We start from the raw sequence: 19,427 nt of genomic DNA, 5'->3' as shown, positions 1-19,427 counted from the left end.
CAATTAAACAAAGTAACAATTACTGGCTTAGCGAAAAAAGATGATTACGGGACATTTGAATTCTCTGCTGTCGACGGAGAAGGAAAATCAGTAATCGTTCGTAACGATAATCGTACGGGCATGACGTATGATAACTTCATTCAATATTATAATGAAGGCGATCTTGTTCATGTTTCAGGTATAGCTTCTAAATTTAACGATGTATACCAAGTTAAAGCACTGGGTGCAGAAAGTTTTGACCTAGTAAACAAACCAGCAGTATACGTTAATGTATTCCCAGGTTTCGTAACTGAAAACACAAAAATCACTCTTGCAAGTGGTTGGGCAGATGCGACAATCTACTACACAGTAAATGGTTCGACTCCAACAACTTCAAGTGATGTATACTCAGCACCAATTAATGTGACAGAAAACACAACTATCAAAGCATTGGCGGTATCAGGCAACGAAACTTCTGAAGTATTCTCGTTTGAATACCAAGTAATCAAATCTACTGGTGTGCAAATTTCGGACATCCAAGGCAAACAGCACAAATCACCATACACTGATCAGCAAGTAGTTGATATCGAAGGTGTAGTAACTTACAAACTTGATAACAACAACTTCTTCATGCAAGATCTAACACCAGACAGCGATCCTGCTACTTCTGACGCGATTCTTGTATACAGTAAAGCGCACGCATTTGTGCCGGGCGATCGAGTATCGGTTGACGGAAAAGTGACTGAATTCTTCATTGCTGGTTACTCTGACATGAAATCTGTTGATTTATCAACAACAGAAATTTCAAGCACGAACATTGACGACTTAGGTACAGCACCAGTTCCAGCAGCACTTAAATGGGAAGAACTTTCACCACCAACAGAAGTTATCGATAACGACAAATTAACTTCATTCGATCCAGCAGAAGACGGAATCGACTTCTGGGAATCTATCGAAGGTATGCTAGTTTCAGTTAAAGATGCAAAAGTTGTTGGACCACAAAAATACGGTGAAGTCATCGTGGCTACTGACAACGGTGGTAAAACAACGTTCAATAAATTTGGCGGAATCAATATCTCTGCTAACGACTATAACCCGGAACGTATCACAGTTGATATGAACTCTGTATCATTCAAAGCTAAATCAGGGGATGTATTCAACGGCACAATCACAGGTCCAGTAAGTTACGAATTCGGAAACTTCCGCATCATGACAACTGTGGCTGCATTACCAACATTAGTAGAAGCTCCAATAATCAAAGAAGTAACGGAAATTGCATTCGCAGAAGATAAACTAAACGTTGCTGCATATAACGTAGAGAATTTCTCGAATAATACGGCAAACACACCAAACGAAAAAGTGGTTAAAATTGCGAAGTCATTTGTTGAAAACATGAAATCTCCTGACATTATCACATTAGTAGAAGTTCAAGATAATGATGGTGAAACAGCTTCAGGCAATACAGACGCTTCACAAAGTTATGAACGTTTAATCGCAGCAATCGTTGCTGCAGGAGGTCCTAAATACAATTGGACTGACATTGCTCCAGAATACAATCAAGACGGTGGGGCACCAGGTGGTAACATCCGTGTTGGTTACCTATACAACCCTCAGCGTGTAACATTATCTGAAGGAACAAAAGGTGGATCTACAGAAGCGGTAAAATGGGTAGATGGTGAACTTTCTAAAAACCCTGGACGCATCCTGGACATTCCACAACCGAACACTCGTAAACCAATCGCAGCCCAATTTGAGTTCCAAGGTGAACAAGTAGTCGTAATCGGCGCTCACTTAAACTCTAAAGGTGGAGACCAACCGTTATTCGGTAAAAACCAACCTCCATTCCTAGGGTCTGAAGCAGAACGTATCGGGCTAGCTACAAATATCAACGCGTTCATTAAAAAAGGACAAGAACAGAATCCAGACCTTAAAGTAATCGTTGCGGGTGATATGAATGATTTCGAATTCACACCAACTCTTACAGCACTTAAAGGCAATATCTTAACTAACATGGTAGAAAAAGTACCAGCTGGCGAACGTTTCTCTTATTACTACCAAGGGAACAACCAGGTACTTGACCACATGTTAGTAACAAACAACTTATCAGCTAATACTTTAATTGACATGATTCACATCAACGCAAACTTCATGGAAGAACACGGTCGTGCATCTGACCATGATCCGATTTTGGTTCAAGTGGATTTGAAAGATCCAGTAGCTGTTCCAGACGWAGTAACTTTAGATGTAAACAAAAACGATGTTTCTGTTGAAGTAGGAGACACTGARCAATTAGTTGTAACAGAAAMAACAACTAAAGCCGACGGTTCTTCWACTAAMAAAGACGTAACAGCATCTGCAACATACACAGTATCTGACAGCARCGTAATMTCTGTAGAAGCTGGTTTAATCACAGCTAAAGCAGCAGGTACCACAACAATCACGATYACTGYTGGTAAMAWCACTGAAACGGTAAATGTAACAGTAACAGCAGTACCAGTTCCAGATGTGAAAACATTATCAGTGGACAAAGATTCAGTTACCCTAGAAGTAGGCAAAACTGATCAATTAAAAGTAACAGAAACAACTACAAAAGCTGACGAAACTTCTACTGTTGCAGATGTAACAAATACTGCAACATACAGTGGTCACGACACAAGCGTGATCTCAGTTGTAAATGGCTTGATCACGGCTAAAGCTGTTGGCACAACAAACATTACAATAACAGTTGGCGACAACTCAAAAACTGTAAAAGTAACAGTAACTGCAATACCAGTACCAGACGTGAAAACACTATCTGTTAACAAAGCAAACGTACAATTCATGTATGGTCAATCAGAAACACTGGTTGTTACTGAAACGACAACTAAAGCAGATAACACATCTACACAAGTTGACGTAACAGCAACAGCTACTTACAGTGGCTATAACACAAACATCATCAACGTAAACAAGGGCGTCATCACTGCAAAAGGTGTTGGCCAAACAGAAATTAACGTAACAGTAGGCAAAAACACGGTGAAAGTATTGGTGTCGGTAACAAGCCCGCCACAACCACCAGTAACACCAACAAACCCTGGTCATGTAACTGTGGATGGAAACGCAGTATCAAATCAAGCGAATGATCCTGCAGTTACAGAAATTAAAGTAGCAGTACCAGCTCTAACAGATACTCAACCTGAAGTAAGTGCAAAAGTACCAACAGGTTCGTTGCAAACAATTGCTCAATCTTCTAAACCATTGGTGATTGCTTCTGGTAATACAGAAGTAGTTGTACCAAATGAAGTATTGAAAAAAATTGCAGCCGGCAATCCTGAAAGTATGACGGTTTCTGTGAAAATGGCTAAATCGACTGACGTAAACGGAGCGGTATCTGCGACGTTTGAATTTACAATCACAACAGTCAAAAATGGTAACACAACTAAAGTAACTACATTCTCAACACCAGTTGAAGTAACAGTTCCTGTAGCTGCAGCAATTAAAGACCCACGAAAAGTTGCTGCTTACTACGTGAACGAATCAACAAATGGGTTGGATTACGTAAGTGGAACGTACGGAAATGGTCAATTTGTCTTCAAGACAAACCACTTCTCGAAATTCGTTGTTGTAGAAAACAACAAAACATTCTCGGATATCCAAAAATACTGGGCACAGGATCAAATTGAAGTGTTGGCTTCTCGCGCAATTACAAGCGGGAAAACAGATACGACATTTAACCCTGAAGGCAAAGTAACACGTGCTGAATTCGCCGTGTTGATTGCTCGCTCTCTGAATCTTCCAATGGAAGAGTACAAAGGGACATTTAAAGATGTAACAACAAGCAAGGAATGGGCGTATGCAGGAATTGAAGCGGCTCACCGTGCAGGTATCGTAAATGGCAAGACGACAGACTCGTTCGATCCAGATGCGTTAATCACACGTGAAGAAATCGCAACGATGATTGTACGCGCAGTGAAATACAAAGATGCGAATCTATTGAAAGATGTAGACACATCGAAAATATTTGCGGATGAAAAAGCAGTTGGAGACTTCGCGAAAGTATCCATCAAACAAGCTGTAGGACTAGGTATTGTAAATGGCCGTGCTGGAAACAAATTTGATCCAAAAGCGAATGCATCACGTGCGGAAGCGGCAGTTATGCTATATCGTGCATTAGACAAACTGAATGAATTTTAATAAACAATTGAGTCAGCCCTTGTGGTTGGCTCTTTTTGTTTGCAACGAAACTTCTTCTATTAAAAGAAGCATAAACCCACCCTGATATTATAGGTATATTCGTATGGAAACTTCGTATTAGTTAAAAACCATTTTCCTTCCAACTAAATAGACTTACTGACTGTTTTTGGGTTTTCTTAACAACACTTACAAACAATTAAGAAAATAATAACAATCCTTTGCTATAATCTAGGGGAATTACAATAAATTCTCTTTGAGGAGTGAAATGGATGACGAAAGAAGGCATTTTTAGACATACTTTCAGTAAGATTCTACTAGCATTCTTACTAGTGATCTCAATGGTTGGACCATTTATCACAGCACCAAGTGCCCAAGCGGCGGAACCGATAACGGTTGCCGATGCAATCGCAAATAATACAGGTTCTGCAACGGTCCATGGATATATCGTGGGCTATATGAACAGCACGACAAGTGTGGATTTTACAGCGCCATTTCCTGCAGACACAAATGTTGTGATTGCGGATTCTCCAAATGAAACTGATATAAAGAAAATGATTCCCGTCCGTTTAGCTACGAACTTCCGTGCACAATTTGGAATGTTGACGAACCCAGCTAATCAAGGGAAAAAAGTTGAAATTACAGGTACTTTAGGTGCTTACTTCTCGGTACCTGGTATTAGTGCTGTTAATGCAATGAGCTTCCTGGATGGTGGAGTAGAACCACCTCCGTCTGAAGCGGAACTGAAAGAGAACCTTGCTGCTGCTCGTACAGAAGTGGGATCGGATAAATTAATCAAAGTACAAGGAACAGTTACTACTGGTACTGGATACTGGGGTGGTAAAGCGTTCTATGTTCAGGACAGTACAGCTGGACTATACATCTTCTCTTCTACAGCAGATGTCTCTCCTGGTGACAAAGTTGAACTAGAAGGAAAAGTAACCGTCTATGGCGGCGAACTTCAAATGGAACAACCGAAAATCACGAAGATCTCTTCAGGCAATGAATTGCCAGCAACACAGGAAATCACACCTGTAGGCGTAAATGAAGAAACACAAAGTGAACGCATTCTATTAAACAACGTAAAGATTACGAACTTAGTAAAATCAAATGACTTCGGAACATTCGAATTCACAGCTACATATGAAAATGGTGAATCAGTGGTCATCCGTAACGATAACCGCAACGGATTGGCTTACGATGAATTCATCAAACGCTATAAAGCAGGCGATCTTGTAAACATTTCAGGTATTGCTTCTAAATTCAACACAACATACCAAGTGAAAACATTAGGACTTGAAAGCTTTGACCTAGTGAACAAACCTGCTGTTTACACAGATGTATTCCCAGGAACAGTGTCTGCAGGTACAAAAATCTCTTTAATTTCACCAATCGAAGGTGCGACAATCTACTATACAATAGATGGTTCAACACCGACGTCTGCAAGTACACAATACACTGCTCCAATCGAATTAACGAAAGACACAACAATCAAAGCAATCGCAGTAAGTGACACAACTTCTGAAGTCTTCTCATTCACTTACAACGTATTGAAAGTGGGCAACCTCCAAATCCGTGACATTCAAGGTGAAGGTCATTACTCGGATTACCAAGGGGCTACCGTCAAAGAAATCACTGGGGTTGTTACTCACCTTTACAACTCGGCTAACTTTGTTATTCAGGATGTAAATCCGGATGATGATAACACAACATCTGAAGCAATCATCGTAAACAAAACTTCAAATGGCCTTAAAGTCGGTGACTTGATTACCGTTGCAGGAACAGTTGAAGAATGGTATTACGAAGGCTATTCAGATATGAAAACAAATGATTTACCAGTTACTCGTATCAGAGCAACTGCTGCAGTAGCAAACGGAACACATGAACTTCCAGCACCATTAGTAATCGGTGAAGACATCTTCCCAGCAACGGAAATCATCGACAACGACGGATTGACTTCATTCGATCCAGCTGAAGACGGTATTGATTTCTGGGAATCTGTTGAATTAATGCGTCTAGCAGTTCCAAATGCGAAAGTAGTTGGACCGCAAAAATACGGTGAAGTGGTGGTTGTAGCAGGAAGCTCTACAAAAACTGTATTCAACGTACTTGGCGGAATCAATATTTCTGCTACTGACTACAACCCAGAACGCGTCATCGTAGACTTCGATAACGAATCATACGACGCAAAATCTGGCGACTACTATACTGGCAACATTGTTGGCGTTATGGGCTTCGGCTTCGGTAACTACAAACTGTGGACGAAAGAAAACACACTTCCACAAATCACACGCGTTGAAAAACCAGTGACAATCACAGATATCAAACCAGCGGAAGATAAATTGAACGTTGCTTCTTACAACGTTGAGAACTTCTCTAATAATATTGAACAAACTCCGGATGAAAAAGTGGAGAAAATCGCAAAATCGTTCGTTGAGAACATGAAATCTCCTGACATTATTACTCTTGTAGAAGTTCAAGATAATGATGGGGCAACAGCTTCAAACAATGCAGACGCGACAGAAAGCTATGAACGTCTGATTGCAGCGATAGTAGCGGCAGGAGGTCCAGTGTATGAATGGACTGACATCGCACCTGAATACAATCAAGATGGTGGACAACCAGGCGGGAACATTCGCGTTGGTTACTTATACAATCCGAACCGTGTATCACTTGTAGCAGGAACGAAAGGTGGTTCAACTGAAGCGGTAACATGGGTAGATGGAGAACTTTCTAAAAACCCTGGTCGTATCCTTGACTTGCCACAAGCAAACACACGTAAACCATTGGCAGCTCAGTTCGAGTTCCAAGGGGAGAAAGTAGTCGTAATTGGCGCTCACTTAAACTCAAAAGGTGGAGACCAACCGTTATTCGGTAAAAACCAACCTCCATTCTTAGGTTCTGAAGCAGAACGTATCGAACTTGCAACTATGATCAATGAATTTATCAAAAAAGGACAAGCACAAGATCCGAACCTGAAAGTAATCGTGGCTGGTGACATGAATGATTTCGAATTCACACCAACACTTGCAGCACTTAAAGGTGGCATTTTGACAAACATGGTGGAAAAAGTACCAGCTGGCGATCGTTTCTCTTATTACTACCAAGGAAACAACCAAGTACTTGACCATGTGTTAGTTACAAACAACATAGCTGATACGGCTTTAGTTGATATGATTCACATCAATGCAAACTATATGGACATTCACGGTCGCGCATCTGACCATGACCCACTATTGATTCAAGTAGATTTAAAAGACGAAGTACCAGACGTGAAAACATTGAAGGTAAATAAATCTACGGTTGAACTTGAAGTTGGTGCAACAGAACAACTGAAAGTAACAGAAACAACTACTAAAGCGGATGAAACTTCTACTGATGAAGATGTAACGGCTACAGCAACATACAGTGGCTACGATACAGACGTAATCTCAGTYGAAAAAGGATTAATTACAGCAAAAGCTGCTGGCTCGACGACAATCACGGCGACAGTCGGAGAAAACAAAGTAACAATCAACGTTACAGTGCCAGCAACTGAAGACGGTGTTGAAATCGTCTCGGCAGACGATGTCGATACAACGAAACCAGTCATCTTCATAGAAGTAACTGCACCGCATATCGATGGAAAAGTCGAGATTCGATTCACCGAGGATGCTGTGGAGAAGATCGATGCAGTAAACAAACCAGTCATCTTGAAACTGGTTAATGGGTCATCATTCACCATCACAACAATGAACTTTGACGTGTTGGCTAAATCTGGCGCATTTTCATTGACCCTGGAATATCATTTGCCAAAAGGACATGACAACCACCCAGACAATGGTAACGGTCATGACAATCACCAAGGAAAAGGTAAAGGCCATGAGAAACATCATGGTCAACAAGAAGAAAACTTGAAATTAAATGATATGTCCTTCACTGATACAGAAGGCAATCAAATCACGAACGGATTTAAAGACTACTTCTTCATCACGACAACTAAAGGTAAGAAGCTAGATATTGAAGTAGCTTACTACGACAACAAATCGGAGAAGTGGAAATTCAAACATATTAAGTAATCACATTCTAAACCCACCCAAGTGAAGCTTGGGTGGGTTTTTCATATAAATCTATATCCAAAGTCATGGAGTGGTAGAAAAGTCATAATAGGTAGATTCAACATTCAAGACTCCTTACTTAATTTTATGGTTCGCAAAGTAAATGCAAGCCTTTTGATACTGATTACCTAACATGATTCGACAAAACAAGACAATTCGACGACATATCTATGTGCTATAATATGTATACTTATTGTACCGATGGAGGTCTTTTGAACTATGGAAGAAACAATCAGTTTACAAGAATTATTTCAAACGTTAAAAAAACGAATGCTGTTAATCCTATCACTAACTATTCTCGCGACCCTTATCAGCGGAATTGTTAGTTACTTTTTTGTTACACCTATCTATCAAGCATCTACACAACTATTAGTCAATCAAGAGAAAACAGAAGCGCCGATATTAAATGTCAGTGAGATTCAAACAAACTTACAATTGATTAATACATACAACGTCATTATCAAGAGCCCGGCGATTTTGGATATCGTCCGCAAAGATCTGGCACTTGAAACACTAACTACTGAAGACTTGAACTCGAAAATCACCGTCTCTGCGGTAGGTGAATCGCAAGTATTGACGATTACGGTTCAAGATCCAGACCAGTTCGTTGCCCGTGATATTGCCAATACAACGGCAAGTGTGTTCCAACGTGAAATCATGGATATTATGAACGTCAACAACGTTAGTATTCTAGCAAAAGCAACTGCAACAGACACACAGATTCCGATTAAACCAAACAAAATGTTGAATATGGCAATTGCCATGGTTGTTGGTTTGATGCTAGGTGTTGGTTTGGCGTTCCTACTTGAGTACCTGGACAATACAATCAAAACCGAACAAGAGATTGAAACTTTGCTAGGTCTTTCTGTCATTGGCTCCATTTCTTCTATGGAGAAAAAAGAGCAAGACAAGATGAATAAAGTGCAACAGAAGCTGAAACCAGAAGGAGAGATTAACAATGGCTAAGAAAAGACGTGCGATAGAAATGGAACGCCGATTAATTACTATTGACAGTCCACGTTCGCCCATCACAGAACAATACCGAACGTTACGTACCAACATTGAATTCTCTTCCATTGATACAGAATACAAAACGATTTTAGTAACGTCTTCAAGTCCGGCAGAAGGCAAGTCAACCACTGTAGCCAATCTTGCGATTACATTTGCCCAACAAGGAAAGAAAGTATTATTTGTCGATACCGATTTACGTAAACCAACCGTGCATTATACGTTCAATTTGAAAAACGTCAGAGGATTGACGAACGTCCTGACTAAACAAACGACATTGGCTGAAGCGGTACAAAAGACAGAAGTGGAACACTTATCTATTTTGACATGTGGTCCGATTCCTCCTAACCCGGCAGAATTGCTGGGATCTGAGGCAATGTCGCAATTTATTGAAAAGACGAAAACGGAATTCGATTTAGTTTTATTTGACACACCTCCTGTATTAGCTGTTGCTGATGCACAAATTTTGTCGAACAAAGTCGATGGTTCGATTTTGGTTATCTGTAGTGGGAAGACGGAACATGAAGCTGCGCGTAAAGCCAAAGACCTATTGGATTCCGCTAAAGGCAAGACGATTGGAGCTGTGCTCAATATGAAAAAAGCAAAGGATTCACAGTATTATTATTATTATGGCCATAACGATTGATTCCTTTTGAAAATAGAGTCTATTTACCTATCGTTTCGACAATTTATTCACTGTTAATCCCCTGTTAATAGTGACTTTATCGTGCTAATATATGAATATAGTTGCGTTGTTAGGGTAATAAGGACTAATAAAAAGGGAAAAGTGGGGATTTAGATGATTGATATTCATTCACATATTCTATGGGGTCTGGATGATGGGTCGAAAAACTTATCAGACAGTGTCGAAATGGCGAAGCAAGCGGTTGCGGAAGGCATTACATCGATAATAGCGACTCCGCATCATAGACACCCCAGCTTTACAAATGACAAAAAAGACGTTCTTTCTAAAGTTCAAGAAGTGAAAGCTGAATTAAATAGACAGAACATCCAGCTGGATCTATACGCTGGCCAGGAAATTCGCTTATTTGGTGAAATGGTCGACATCTTCAACCGAGGAGAAGAATTGCTTACTTTAAATGATTCAGAGTATGTATTGGTTGAATTTCCTTCATCTAATATACCTAAATATACGGAGCAATTATTCTATGACTTGCTCGTTAATGGCTACACACCAATCATCGCTCATCCTGAACGAAATGCGGAAATTGCCGAAAACTCGGACAAGCTATACCGCTTGATTAAAAACGGTGCTTTATCTCAAGTGACGGCAGCAAGCGTAGCCGGTATGTTCGGTAAGAAAACACAGAAATTGAGTTTGAATATGCTTGAACACCAACTCGCCCACTTTGTAGCAACCGATGCTCATAACATCACAAATCGTGCATGTGTCTGGAAACAAGCGATGGACAAGCTCGATAAAAAACTTGGCTCAGATATGGTGAAGCTGGTAAATCTTCAAGCAGAAGATGTACTGCTTGGACGTTCGATGCGGAAATTAGCGCCAGAACGAATTCAACAACGAAAGAAGCTGTTCGGTCTTGTTTAATCAACTCATTCAAAAGGAGGTAGCGACGATGACTATTCATAAACGTACCTATTTATTGATTCTTCTAGATTCAATCATCGTACTTTTCTCGATTTATGCATGTTATTTCGTCCTACATCCTTATTTGGACATATTTCACAATGATATGCTTGTTGTCAGTTCGCTTACCATTTTCCTTGCCCACCACTTTTTTTCCTGGCGTTTAGGCTTATACCGAAAAGTATGGACGTACGCATCGGTGGGAGAAGTTTTATCCATCGTGCGTGCTGTTACTTATACAATCTTAACAGTTATGGTCATTCAATATGCCTTACAACAAAACATCTACTGGCGAGTTTTGGCACTAACGTGGATGCTGCATGTGTTTTTAATCGGAGGATCCAGATTTTCCTGGAGGCTTTATGCCGACTCTAGATTCAGATTTGAAAAGACCGATGTAAGAAAACGAACGTTAATAGTCGGAGCGGGTGCAGCTGGAACAATGGTTACCCGTCAGTTGATGCACAGTCATGATGCTGAACTAATTCCAGTTGGTTATGTAGATGACCAACACACCAAACAAAACTTGGAGATTTACGGGATTAAAGTACTAGGATACATAAAAGACATTCCAGCAATAGTAAAAAAACATAATGTAGAAAATATTGTACTCGCGATTCCATCATTATCAAAACATGAAATGGTTGATATTCTTCAAGTTTGTGTGGCGTCGGGCGCTAAAACACAGCAGATTCCACGTATTGAAGACTTGATGACTGGTAAAGTTTCAGTCAACGAAATACGCGATGTGAAAATCGAGGATTTACTAGGACGAGAAGAAGTTCAGCTGGATATGAAAGTGATCTCTGAGAACATTACTGGCAAAACAATCTTGGTTACTGGAGCGGGCGGTTCCATAGGATCAGAGATTTGCCGACAAGTTATGCGATTCAGTCCAAAACAATTGATTTTGTTAGGGCATGGAGAGAACTCGATTTACTTGATTGATCAAGAACTACAAAATATCGCAGGCACAGGGACAGATATTCGTCCAATCATTGCTGACGTGCAAGATCGTGCGAGAATCTTCGACCTTGTAGATGAGTATAGACCAGATGTGATATACCATGCTGCTGCACATAAGCATGTGCCGTTGATGGAATACAATCCGATGGAAGCTGTTAAGAACAATATCTTCGGTACGAAGAATGTTGCGGAAGCGGCAGACACTTTTGGAGTAAGTAACTTTGTATTAGTTTCGACTGATAAAGCGGTTAACCCACCTAACGTGATGGGTGCGACGAAACGTTTTGCGGAAATGATTATTCAGAATCTTGCGAAAGATAGTAAGACGAAGTTCGCAGCAGTACGATTTGGGAATGTTTTGGGTTCTCGTGGTAGTGTGGTCCCTCTATTTAAGAATCAAATTGCAAAAGGTGGTCCTGTAACTATAACTGACGCACGTATGACTCGTTACTTCATGACGATTCCAGAAGCATCGAGACTTGTGATTCAAGCTGGAACTCTTGCCAATGGTGGGGAAGTATTCGTACTGGATATGGGCGAGCCAGTTAAGATAGTGGATCTAGCAAAGAACTTGATTCGACTTTCTGGTTATTCCGATGGTGAAATCGAAGTTAAAGAGACTGGAATTAGACCCGGAGAGAAGCTTTTCGAAGAGTTGATGAATGAAAGCGAACGTCAGAGCGACGTTGTGTTTCCGAAGATTTATATTGGGAAGGCAACGCCGATTACGAAGCATGAGCTTTTTTCCTTGTTGGATAAGATTCCAACACTTGCAGGATCAGAGTTGAAGGATACTTTGGTTGGGGTTGCAAATCGAAGGAATGTTGAGGTTAAGACTCTTCAAATGTTGAATGAAGTCGGATGAATTGGGCGTGAGAAACGCCCTTTTATTTTGACTATTAATTGGAAAAATCACCAAGAGCTGATTTTTGATAAATAATACGATTATTGTGAGGTATATATAATATGAAGAAAGTCAGAAAAGCAATCATACCAGCCGCAGGTTTAGGAACACGTTTCTTGCCAGCAACTAAGGCGATGCCGAAAGAAATGCTGCCAATTGTTGATAAACCGACCATTCAATATATTGTCGAAGAAGCTATTGCTTCAGGGGTTGAAGACATCATTATTGTTACAGGTAAAGGAAAACGTGCGATTGAAGATCATTTTGATCATGCGTTTGAATTGGAAGAAAACTTGATTCGTAAAGAGAAGTTCGAATTACTCGAAAAAGTAAGAGAAAGTTCTAAAGTCGAGATTCATTTCATCCGTCAAAAAGAACCACTTGGACTGGGACATGCTGTACTATGTGCGAAAAAATTTATAGGTGATGAACCTTTTGCAGTTCTATTGGGAGATGACATAGTACAAGCTGAGACACCATGTTTACGACAATTAATCAATCAATATGATGAAACTGGTGCTTCTGTCATTGGTGTCCAACAAGTACCTGATAGTGAAACGAATCGTTACGGGATTATTGCACCTCTTGAAAGAGATGGAAGACTTTATAAAGTCGATAATTTTGTCGAGAAACCACCAATGGGAACGGCACCGTCAAATCTTGCAATAATGGGACGATATATTTTAACTCCTGAAATTTTTACTTTCCTTGAGAAACAAGGAGCAGGGGCGGGTGGAGAAATCCAGTTGACCGATGCTATTGAACAGCTAAATCAGGTTCAACGAGTGTTTGCTTATGATTTTGAGGGTAAGCGTTATGATGTTGGGGAGAAGATAGGATTTGTTAAGACTACTATTGAGTTTGCTTTACAGCATGAGGAATTGAGAAATGAGCTGGTTGAGTATCTTGAGCAGATAATAGAAAGTAAGAGAGTCCTTAAATAGATATTGGTATTGAATAATAGCCCCCGATTAAATAATGGACTTTATGATTTAACGGGGAAGCTAGAAATTGCTTTAGTAATTTCGTAGTTGGTTGGGTGGAAAACGATGAATTGCCAATCAAGTACTAAGTAACTAAAAAATTGATACAACTTACCTTAGGAAGGAAGTCCAAAAATGGCAGAAAGACTAACAAAATCAGAAAGAATTTTCCTATCATCACCTCACATGAGTGATGAGGGATATGAAATGCAATATGTTAAGGAAGCTTTTGAAACAAACTGGATTGCACCGCTTGGTGAAAATGTGAATGAATTTGAAAAAGAACTTGCAAATAGGGTGGGTACTAACGCAGCTGCGGCACTGTCTTCTGGTACTGGGGCAATCCATTTAGCCTTAATAGCAGCAGGAGTAGGAGAAGGGGACATTGTATTTTGTCCAACACTTACGTTCTCAGCAACAGCTAATCCAATTATCTATCAAAATGCTATTCCTGTATTTATTGATAGCGATTATGAAACTTGGAATATGAGTCCTAAAGCATTGAAAGAGGCTTTTGAAAAGTATCCCAAAGTAAAGGCAGTTATAGTGGTACATCTTTATGGTTTATCTGCAGACATGGATAAAATAGTAGAGCTATGTAAAAAACACAATGTTGCACTAATTGAAGATGCTGCAGAGAGTTTAGGCACTTACTATAAAGGAAAGCATACAGGCACTTTTGGTGATTATGGGGTTTTCTCTTTTAATGGTAATAAAATCATCACTACTTCAGGTGGTGGAATGCTGGTTTCCAATAATGAAGAAAGAATTTCTAAGGCAAGATTTTGGGCAACTCAAAGTAGGGATCAGGCAAGACACTATCAGCATAGTGAATTAGGATTCAATTACCGTATGAGTAATGTAGTAGCTGGGATTGGCCGAGGGCAGCTGAAGATACTAGACCAAAGAGTTAAGAAGAAGAAATATATATTTGATTTTTATAAGAAAGAACTTAATAATCTTGATGGAATAATATTTATGCCAAGCAATGAATGGGATGACCCGAACTATTGGTTAAGTTCAATGGTGTTATATGGCAAGATTAGACCTTTAGAAATTATGGAAGCTCTTGAAAAAGAAAATATAGAGTCAAGACCAATTTGGAAGCCAATGCATATACAGCCTTATTTCGAGAAATATGATTTTATTGGAACGGATGTAGCAGAGAAATTGTTTGAGAATGGTGTGTGTTTACCTTCTGATACCAAGATGACAGATGCTGATTTAAAAAGAATTATAAAAATTATTAAAGAATTATGGTGAGAGCAATGAAAGATGTTAACGGTGAATTGTATAGAAGATATCTAAAAAGACCATTGGATTTATTATTGTCTATCGTTGCTATTATCGTGTTTAGTCCATTGTTTCTAATAGTTGCAATACTTGTAAGAACAAAGCTTGGAAGTCCAATTATATTTAGACAAAAAAGACCTGGATTTAATGAAGTAATTTTTACGATGTATAAGTTTAGGACGATGACAGAGAAGAAAGATAAGAATGGGGAGTTACTTCCGGATAGTGTTAGATTAACGGGTTTTGGGAAGTTCTTAAGATCAACATCACTTGATGAGTTACCAGAACTTTTTAATATACTTAAAGGAGATATGGCGTTTGTAGGGCCAAGACCACAACTTGTTAAAGATTTAGTGTTTATGACATCAAAACAAAAAGAGAGACACGGTATTTTACCAGGTCTCACAGGGTGGGCACAGATCAATGGACGAAACTGTGTTACTTGGGAAGAAAAATTAACTTTTGATCTGGATTATCTTGATAATATTACATTTACGGGTGACTGGCAGATAATTTTCAGAACGGCAGTAAAGGTATTTAAAAGAGACGGAATAAGTACAGTAGGTATGGATACTTCAGAAGATTTTGGTGATTTTTTATTGAGAGAAAAGAAAATAAACTCTGAGGAGTATTTTTCTGCTATTGAACGGAGTGAAGAGTTAATAGGTAATAGGTAATAGGAAATAGTTCTAAACGATAACTTTTTTGGAATGAGGTAAGTTTATGGGTTATGAAAATATACCATATGTTTCTGCTATTATTGTAGCAAGAAATGAAAGTGAATATATAGAAAAAAGTATTAATTCATTAATTAATCAAGATTATCCAAAAGACAAATATGAAATCCTTTTTATCGACGGTGATTCTGAAGATGATTCATTTCAGATTGTAAAAAAGATAGCGGATATTTACAAAAAAAACGATTGCAACTTGAAAATCAGGTATTTAAATAATCCCCAAAAGATACTTGCATCAGGATGGAACTTAGGACTTAAAGAGGCAAATGGTGAGTATGTTTTTAGAATTGATGCCCATAGTTTTGTAGAACCTGATTACATCTCTAAATGTGTTGAAGTTATGTTGCGAGTTGGGGATGCTGTATGTGTTGGCGGAAGTATGAAGTCCGATACTATCAGAAATAAGGGGAAAGCGATTTCTAATGTTTTATCTTCCCCATTTGGGGTTGGTAATTCGAAATTCAGATATTCAAAAAAAGCTGGATATGTGGATACGGTTGCATTTGGATTATATAAGAAAAGTATATTTGAAAAAGTAGGTTTTTTTGATGAATCCTTGCAAAGAAATCAAGATATTGATTTACACTCAAGAATTAAAGCGGTAGGAGGTAAGTTTTATTTAGATCCCTCTATTGTATTAACTTACTTTGCGCGGAATAATGTTAAGTCCATGGCCAAACAAGGATATCAAAACGGTAAATGGAACATAATCGTCTTTAAGAAAAATTCTAAAGCATTATCGATAAGACATTTAATACCTTTTTGTTTTGTAGCTGGGATTATTGGATGTACTCTCCTAGGCTTTTTAAGTGCATGGTTTTGGCAATTATTACTTACTGTTATATGTTTCCATTTTATACTTGGTTTAATATTTGMTATTAAGAAAACAAAGAAAATTTATTATGTACTTTCAATGCCATTCTTATTTTTAATATTGCACTCGTCATATGGAATCGGTTCGTTTTCGGCATTGTTTTCAAAAAAATAAAAAATTGGAGTTAAATTATATGATTAACTACGAAGAGATAGTAAAAAGACAAGAAAAGATTTCTGTAATAGGATTAGGTTATGTTGGGATGCCAATAGCAGTTGMTTTTGCAAATAAGGTTGATGTTATTGGATTCGATGTAAGTAAGGAAAAAATTGAGCTTTACAGAAAGGGTATAGACCCTACAAAAGAAGTAGGGAATGAAGTAATTAAAAACACGACTATAGAATTTACTTATAATGAAAGAAGTCTTAAAGAAGCTAAATTTCATATCGTAGCTGTACCTACGCCTGTAAAGGAAGATCGTACTCCTGATTTATCACCAGTGGAATCCGCAAGTCGTACGTTAGGTAGAAATTTGAGTAAAGGTTCAATTGTTGTATTTGAATCTACAGTTTATCCAGGCGTAACAGAAGATATCTGTGTTCCAATCTTAGAAAAAGAATCGGGTCTAAAGTGTGGAAAAGATTTTAAAGTAGGCTATTCACCCGAAAGAATTAATCCGGGAGATCAAGAACATAGACTTGAAACTATAATAAAAGTAGTTTCTGGTATGGATAAAGAGACTTTGGAAATAATTTCAAAAGTGTACAAGCTAGTTGTTATTGCAGGAGTATACGAAGCGGAGAGTATTAAAGTAGCTGAGGCTGCTAAAGTTATAGAGAATGCTCAACGGGACATAAATATAGCTTTTATGAATGAACTATCGATCATTTTTAATAAAATGGAAATTGACACAAAAGCCGTTCTTGAGGCTGCAGGAACTAAATGGAACTTTCTTAAATTCTCCCCTGGATTAGTGGGGGGGCATTGTATAGGCGTTGATCCATACTATTTAACATATAAAGCAGAGCAAATGGGTTACTATTCACAAATTATCCTTTCAGGAAGAAAAATAAACGATGATATGGGTAAATACGTTGCTGAAAGTACAGTAAAGAAAATGATAAAAGCAAACAAACAAATTAAAGGTTCAAAAGTCGCCATTTTTGGGGTTACATTTAAAGAGAACTGCCCAGATGTCAGAAACACAAAAGTATTAGATGTAATAAAAGAGTTAGAAGAATACGGAATAGAAGTGAAAGTAGTAGACCCTATAGCTGATAAAGATGATTTATGGAATGAATATAGAATAAACCCTTGTGATTTGAAAGACATAAATGAAATGGATGCCGTTATCTTTGCAGTTCCACATGATGAATTTAGAGATATATCATTAAAAGATGTTAAGAAGATGTTTCGTTCAGTGGAGTACATCGATGAACAAGTAATGACAGAAGTTGCTGCATCAATTGATTCAAGTTCACAAAATAATGCAAGTAGTTGTGTGTTAATTGACATTAAAGCAGTGTTTAGTCGGAAAGAAGCAGAAGAAATGGGCTTCTTATATTGGAGGCTATAAGATGGGATATGAAAACATCGAGTTCCCAAAAGATACAAAATTCTTAATAACTGGAGCAGCAGGCTTTATTGGATCTAATTTAGTAGAAGCAATACTTTCATTAGGTTATCAAGTAAGAGGACTTGATAACCTTTCAAATGGTAAAAAAGAGAATGTAGAAGATTTTTTGAATAATAAGAAATTTGAATTTCTTGAGGGTGACATCCGTGATTTAGATACTTGTATGAGAGCATGCAAAGGTGTTGATTATGTTCTTCATCAAGCTGCTTGGGGAAGTGTGCCAAGAAGTATAGAAATGCCGTTGCTTTATGAAGAAATTAATATAAAAGGTACTTTAAATATGCTAGAGGCATCAAGAACAAATAGTATAAAGAAATTTATATATGCTTCAAGTTCCTCAGTTTACGGAGATGAACCTACTCTACCAAAAAAAGAAGGAAGAGAAGGTAAATTGATGTCACCTTACGCACTTACCAAAAAGGTGAATGAGCAATATGGACATATCTATACAAAGTTATATAATCTTGACACTGTAGGACTTCGGTATTTTAATGTATTCGGGAGAAGACAGAACCCCAATGGCGCATATGCAGCTGTAATACCTAAGTTTATTAAACAATTACTTAATGGTGAACGACCAATAATTAATGGAGATGGTAATCAAAGCAGAGACTTTACATATATTGAAAATGTAATTGAGGCTAATTTGAAAGCTTGTAAGTCTTCTGAATTAGCAGCAGGCCAAGCATATAATATTGCTTGTGGTGGTCAAGAATATTTGATTGATATCTATAATGGGTTATGTGACTCTTTAGCAAAAGACATAAAGCCAATTTTCGGACCAGAAAGAGCTGGAGATATTAAGCATAGTAATGCTGATATATCTAAAGCACAAGAAATGTTCGGATATAATCCTAATTGGAGTTTTAAGCGAGGGATTTTAGCATCGATTAACTGGTACAAGGAGAATTTGTAATTAACTAATAAAAATGTGAAATGTATTAGGAGACATACTATGAGTAATTTTGAAGCAAAAATTAATAATCAATTGAATAAATATCCCGGAATAAAAAAGATTATAAAGAGAACATATCAGTTATCTATGTATGCACTATCTCCAAAAATTGAATCCGAAGGGGATATTATGAGAATATCTCCGAAAGATGGGATGGAATATTTTTTTGGATACTATGATAAATCACCGTGGGATGCCACTAATAGATATATGCTTTGTTTAAGAGTAAGAGATGCACATTCATCCGTTGCGCCTAAAGAAGCAGCAGATATTGTG

12 protein-coding genes and 1 pseudogene are annotated in these 19,427 nt (G+C 38.2%); all 13 read left to right on the top strand.

The genetic code is table 11. From position 1 onward, the window contains the following. The coding region (locus tag AC1DSL_RS11655; RefSeq protein WP_477532302.1) for an S-layer homology domain-containing protein at positions 1-4,152 on the top strand (4,152 nt) is incomplete at its 5' end. Positions 4,153-4,421: 269 nt separating this feature from the next. Beyond that, the gene (locus tag AC1DSL_RS11650) at positions 4,422-8,207 is read left to right on the top strand and encodes a DUF6359 domain-containing protein (protein ID WP_477532301.1); all 3,786 of its coding nucleotides are present in this window, start codon (positions 4,422-4,424) and stop codon (positions 8,205-8,207) included. Between the two features lie 258 nt (positions 8,208-8,465). Beyond that, on the top strand, positions 8,466-9,212 hold the full coding sequence (locus tag AC1DSL_RS11645; RefSeq protein ID WP_477532300.1) for a YveK family protein: 747 nt from the start codon (positions 8,466-8,468) through the stop codon (positions 9,210-9,212). Further along, positions 9,205-9,900, top strand: coding sequence for a CpsD/CapB family tyrosine-protein kinase (locus tag AC1DSL_RS11640; protein ID WP_477532299.1), 696 nt, complete (start codon positions 9,205-9,207; stop codon positions 9,898-9,900). The genes AC1DSL_RS11645 and AC1DSL_RS11640 overlap by 8 nt, the downstream gene beginning before the upstream one ends. 153 nt (positions 9,901-10,053) lie before the next feature. Next, complete coding sequence (locus tag AC1DSL_RS11635; protein ID WP_477532298.1) at positions 10,054-10,824, top strand: tyrosine-protein phosphatase; 771 nt, start codon at positions 10,054-10,056, stop codon at positions 10,822-10,824. A 28-nt stretch (positions 10,825-10,852) separates the two neighbouring features. Beyond that, positions 10,853-12,694, top strand: coding sequence for a polysaccharide biosynthesis protein (locus tag AC1DSL_RS11630; protein WP_477532297.1), 1,842 nt, complete (start codon positions 10,853-10,855; stop codon positions 12,692-12,694). Between the two features lie 101 nt (positions 12,695-12,795). Next, complete coding sequence (gene galU / locus AC1DSL_RS11625; RefSeq protein WP_477532296.1) at positions 12,796-13,677, top strand: UTP--glucose-1-phosphate uridylyltransferase GalU; 882 nt, start codon at positions 12,796-12,798, stop codon at positions 13,675-13,677. A gap of 174 nt (positions 13,678-13,851) precedes the next feature. Beyond that, positions 13,852-14,979, top strand: coding sequence for a DegT/DnrJ/EryC1/StrS family aminotransferase (locus tag AC1DSL_RS11620; protein WP_477532295.1), 1,128 nt, complete (start codon positions 13,852-13,854; stop codon positions 14,977-14,979). A 5-nt stretch (positions 14,980-14,984) separates the two neighbouring features. After that, positions 14,985-15,686 (top strand): sugar transferase, encoded by a 702-nt coding sequence (locus tag AC1DSL_RS11615; RefSeq protein WP_477532294.1) that lies wholly within the window; start codon positions 14,985-14,987, stop codon positions 15,684-15,686. Between the two features lie 46 nt (positions 15,687-15,732). Continuing rightward, on the top strand, positions 15,733-16,734 hold the full coding sequence (locus tag AC1DSL_RS11610; RefSeq protein ID WP_477532293.1) for a glycosyltransferase family 2 protein: 1,002 nt from the start codon (positions 15,733-15,735) through the stop codon (positions 16,732-16,734). A gap of 19 nt (positions 16,735-16,753) precedes the next feature. Then, positions 16,754-18,136 (top strand): nucleotide sugar dehydrogenase, encoded by a 1,383-nt coding sequence (locus tag AC1DSL_RS11605; RefSeq protein ID WP_477532292.1) that lies wholly within the window; start codon positions 16,754-16,756, stop codon positions 18,134-18,136. Between the two features lies 1 nt (position 18,137). After that, the gene (locus AC1DSL_RS11600; RefSeq protein WP_477532291.1) at positions 18,138-19,112 is read left to right on the top strand and encodes an SDR family oxidoreductase; all 975 of its coding nucleotides are present in this window, start codon (positions 18,138-18,140) and stop codon (positions 19,110-19,112) included. Positions 19,113-19,151: 39 nt separating this feature from the next. After that, positions 19,152-19,427 (top strand): annotated as a pseudogene (locus tag AC1DSL_RS11595) (hypothetical protein); the annotation flags it as partial.

The organism is Paenisporosarcina sp. P4_D4 (assembly GCF_056401835.1).
The sequence above is the reverse complement of the archived record's forward strand: the minus strand, read 5'-3'. Positions and strand labels throughout refer to the sequence as shown.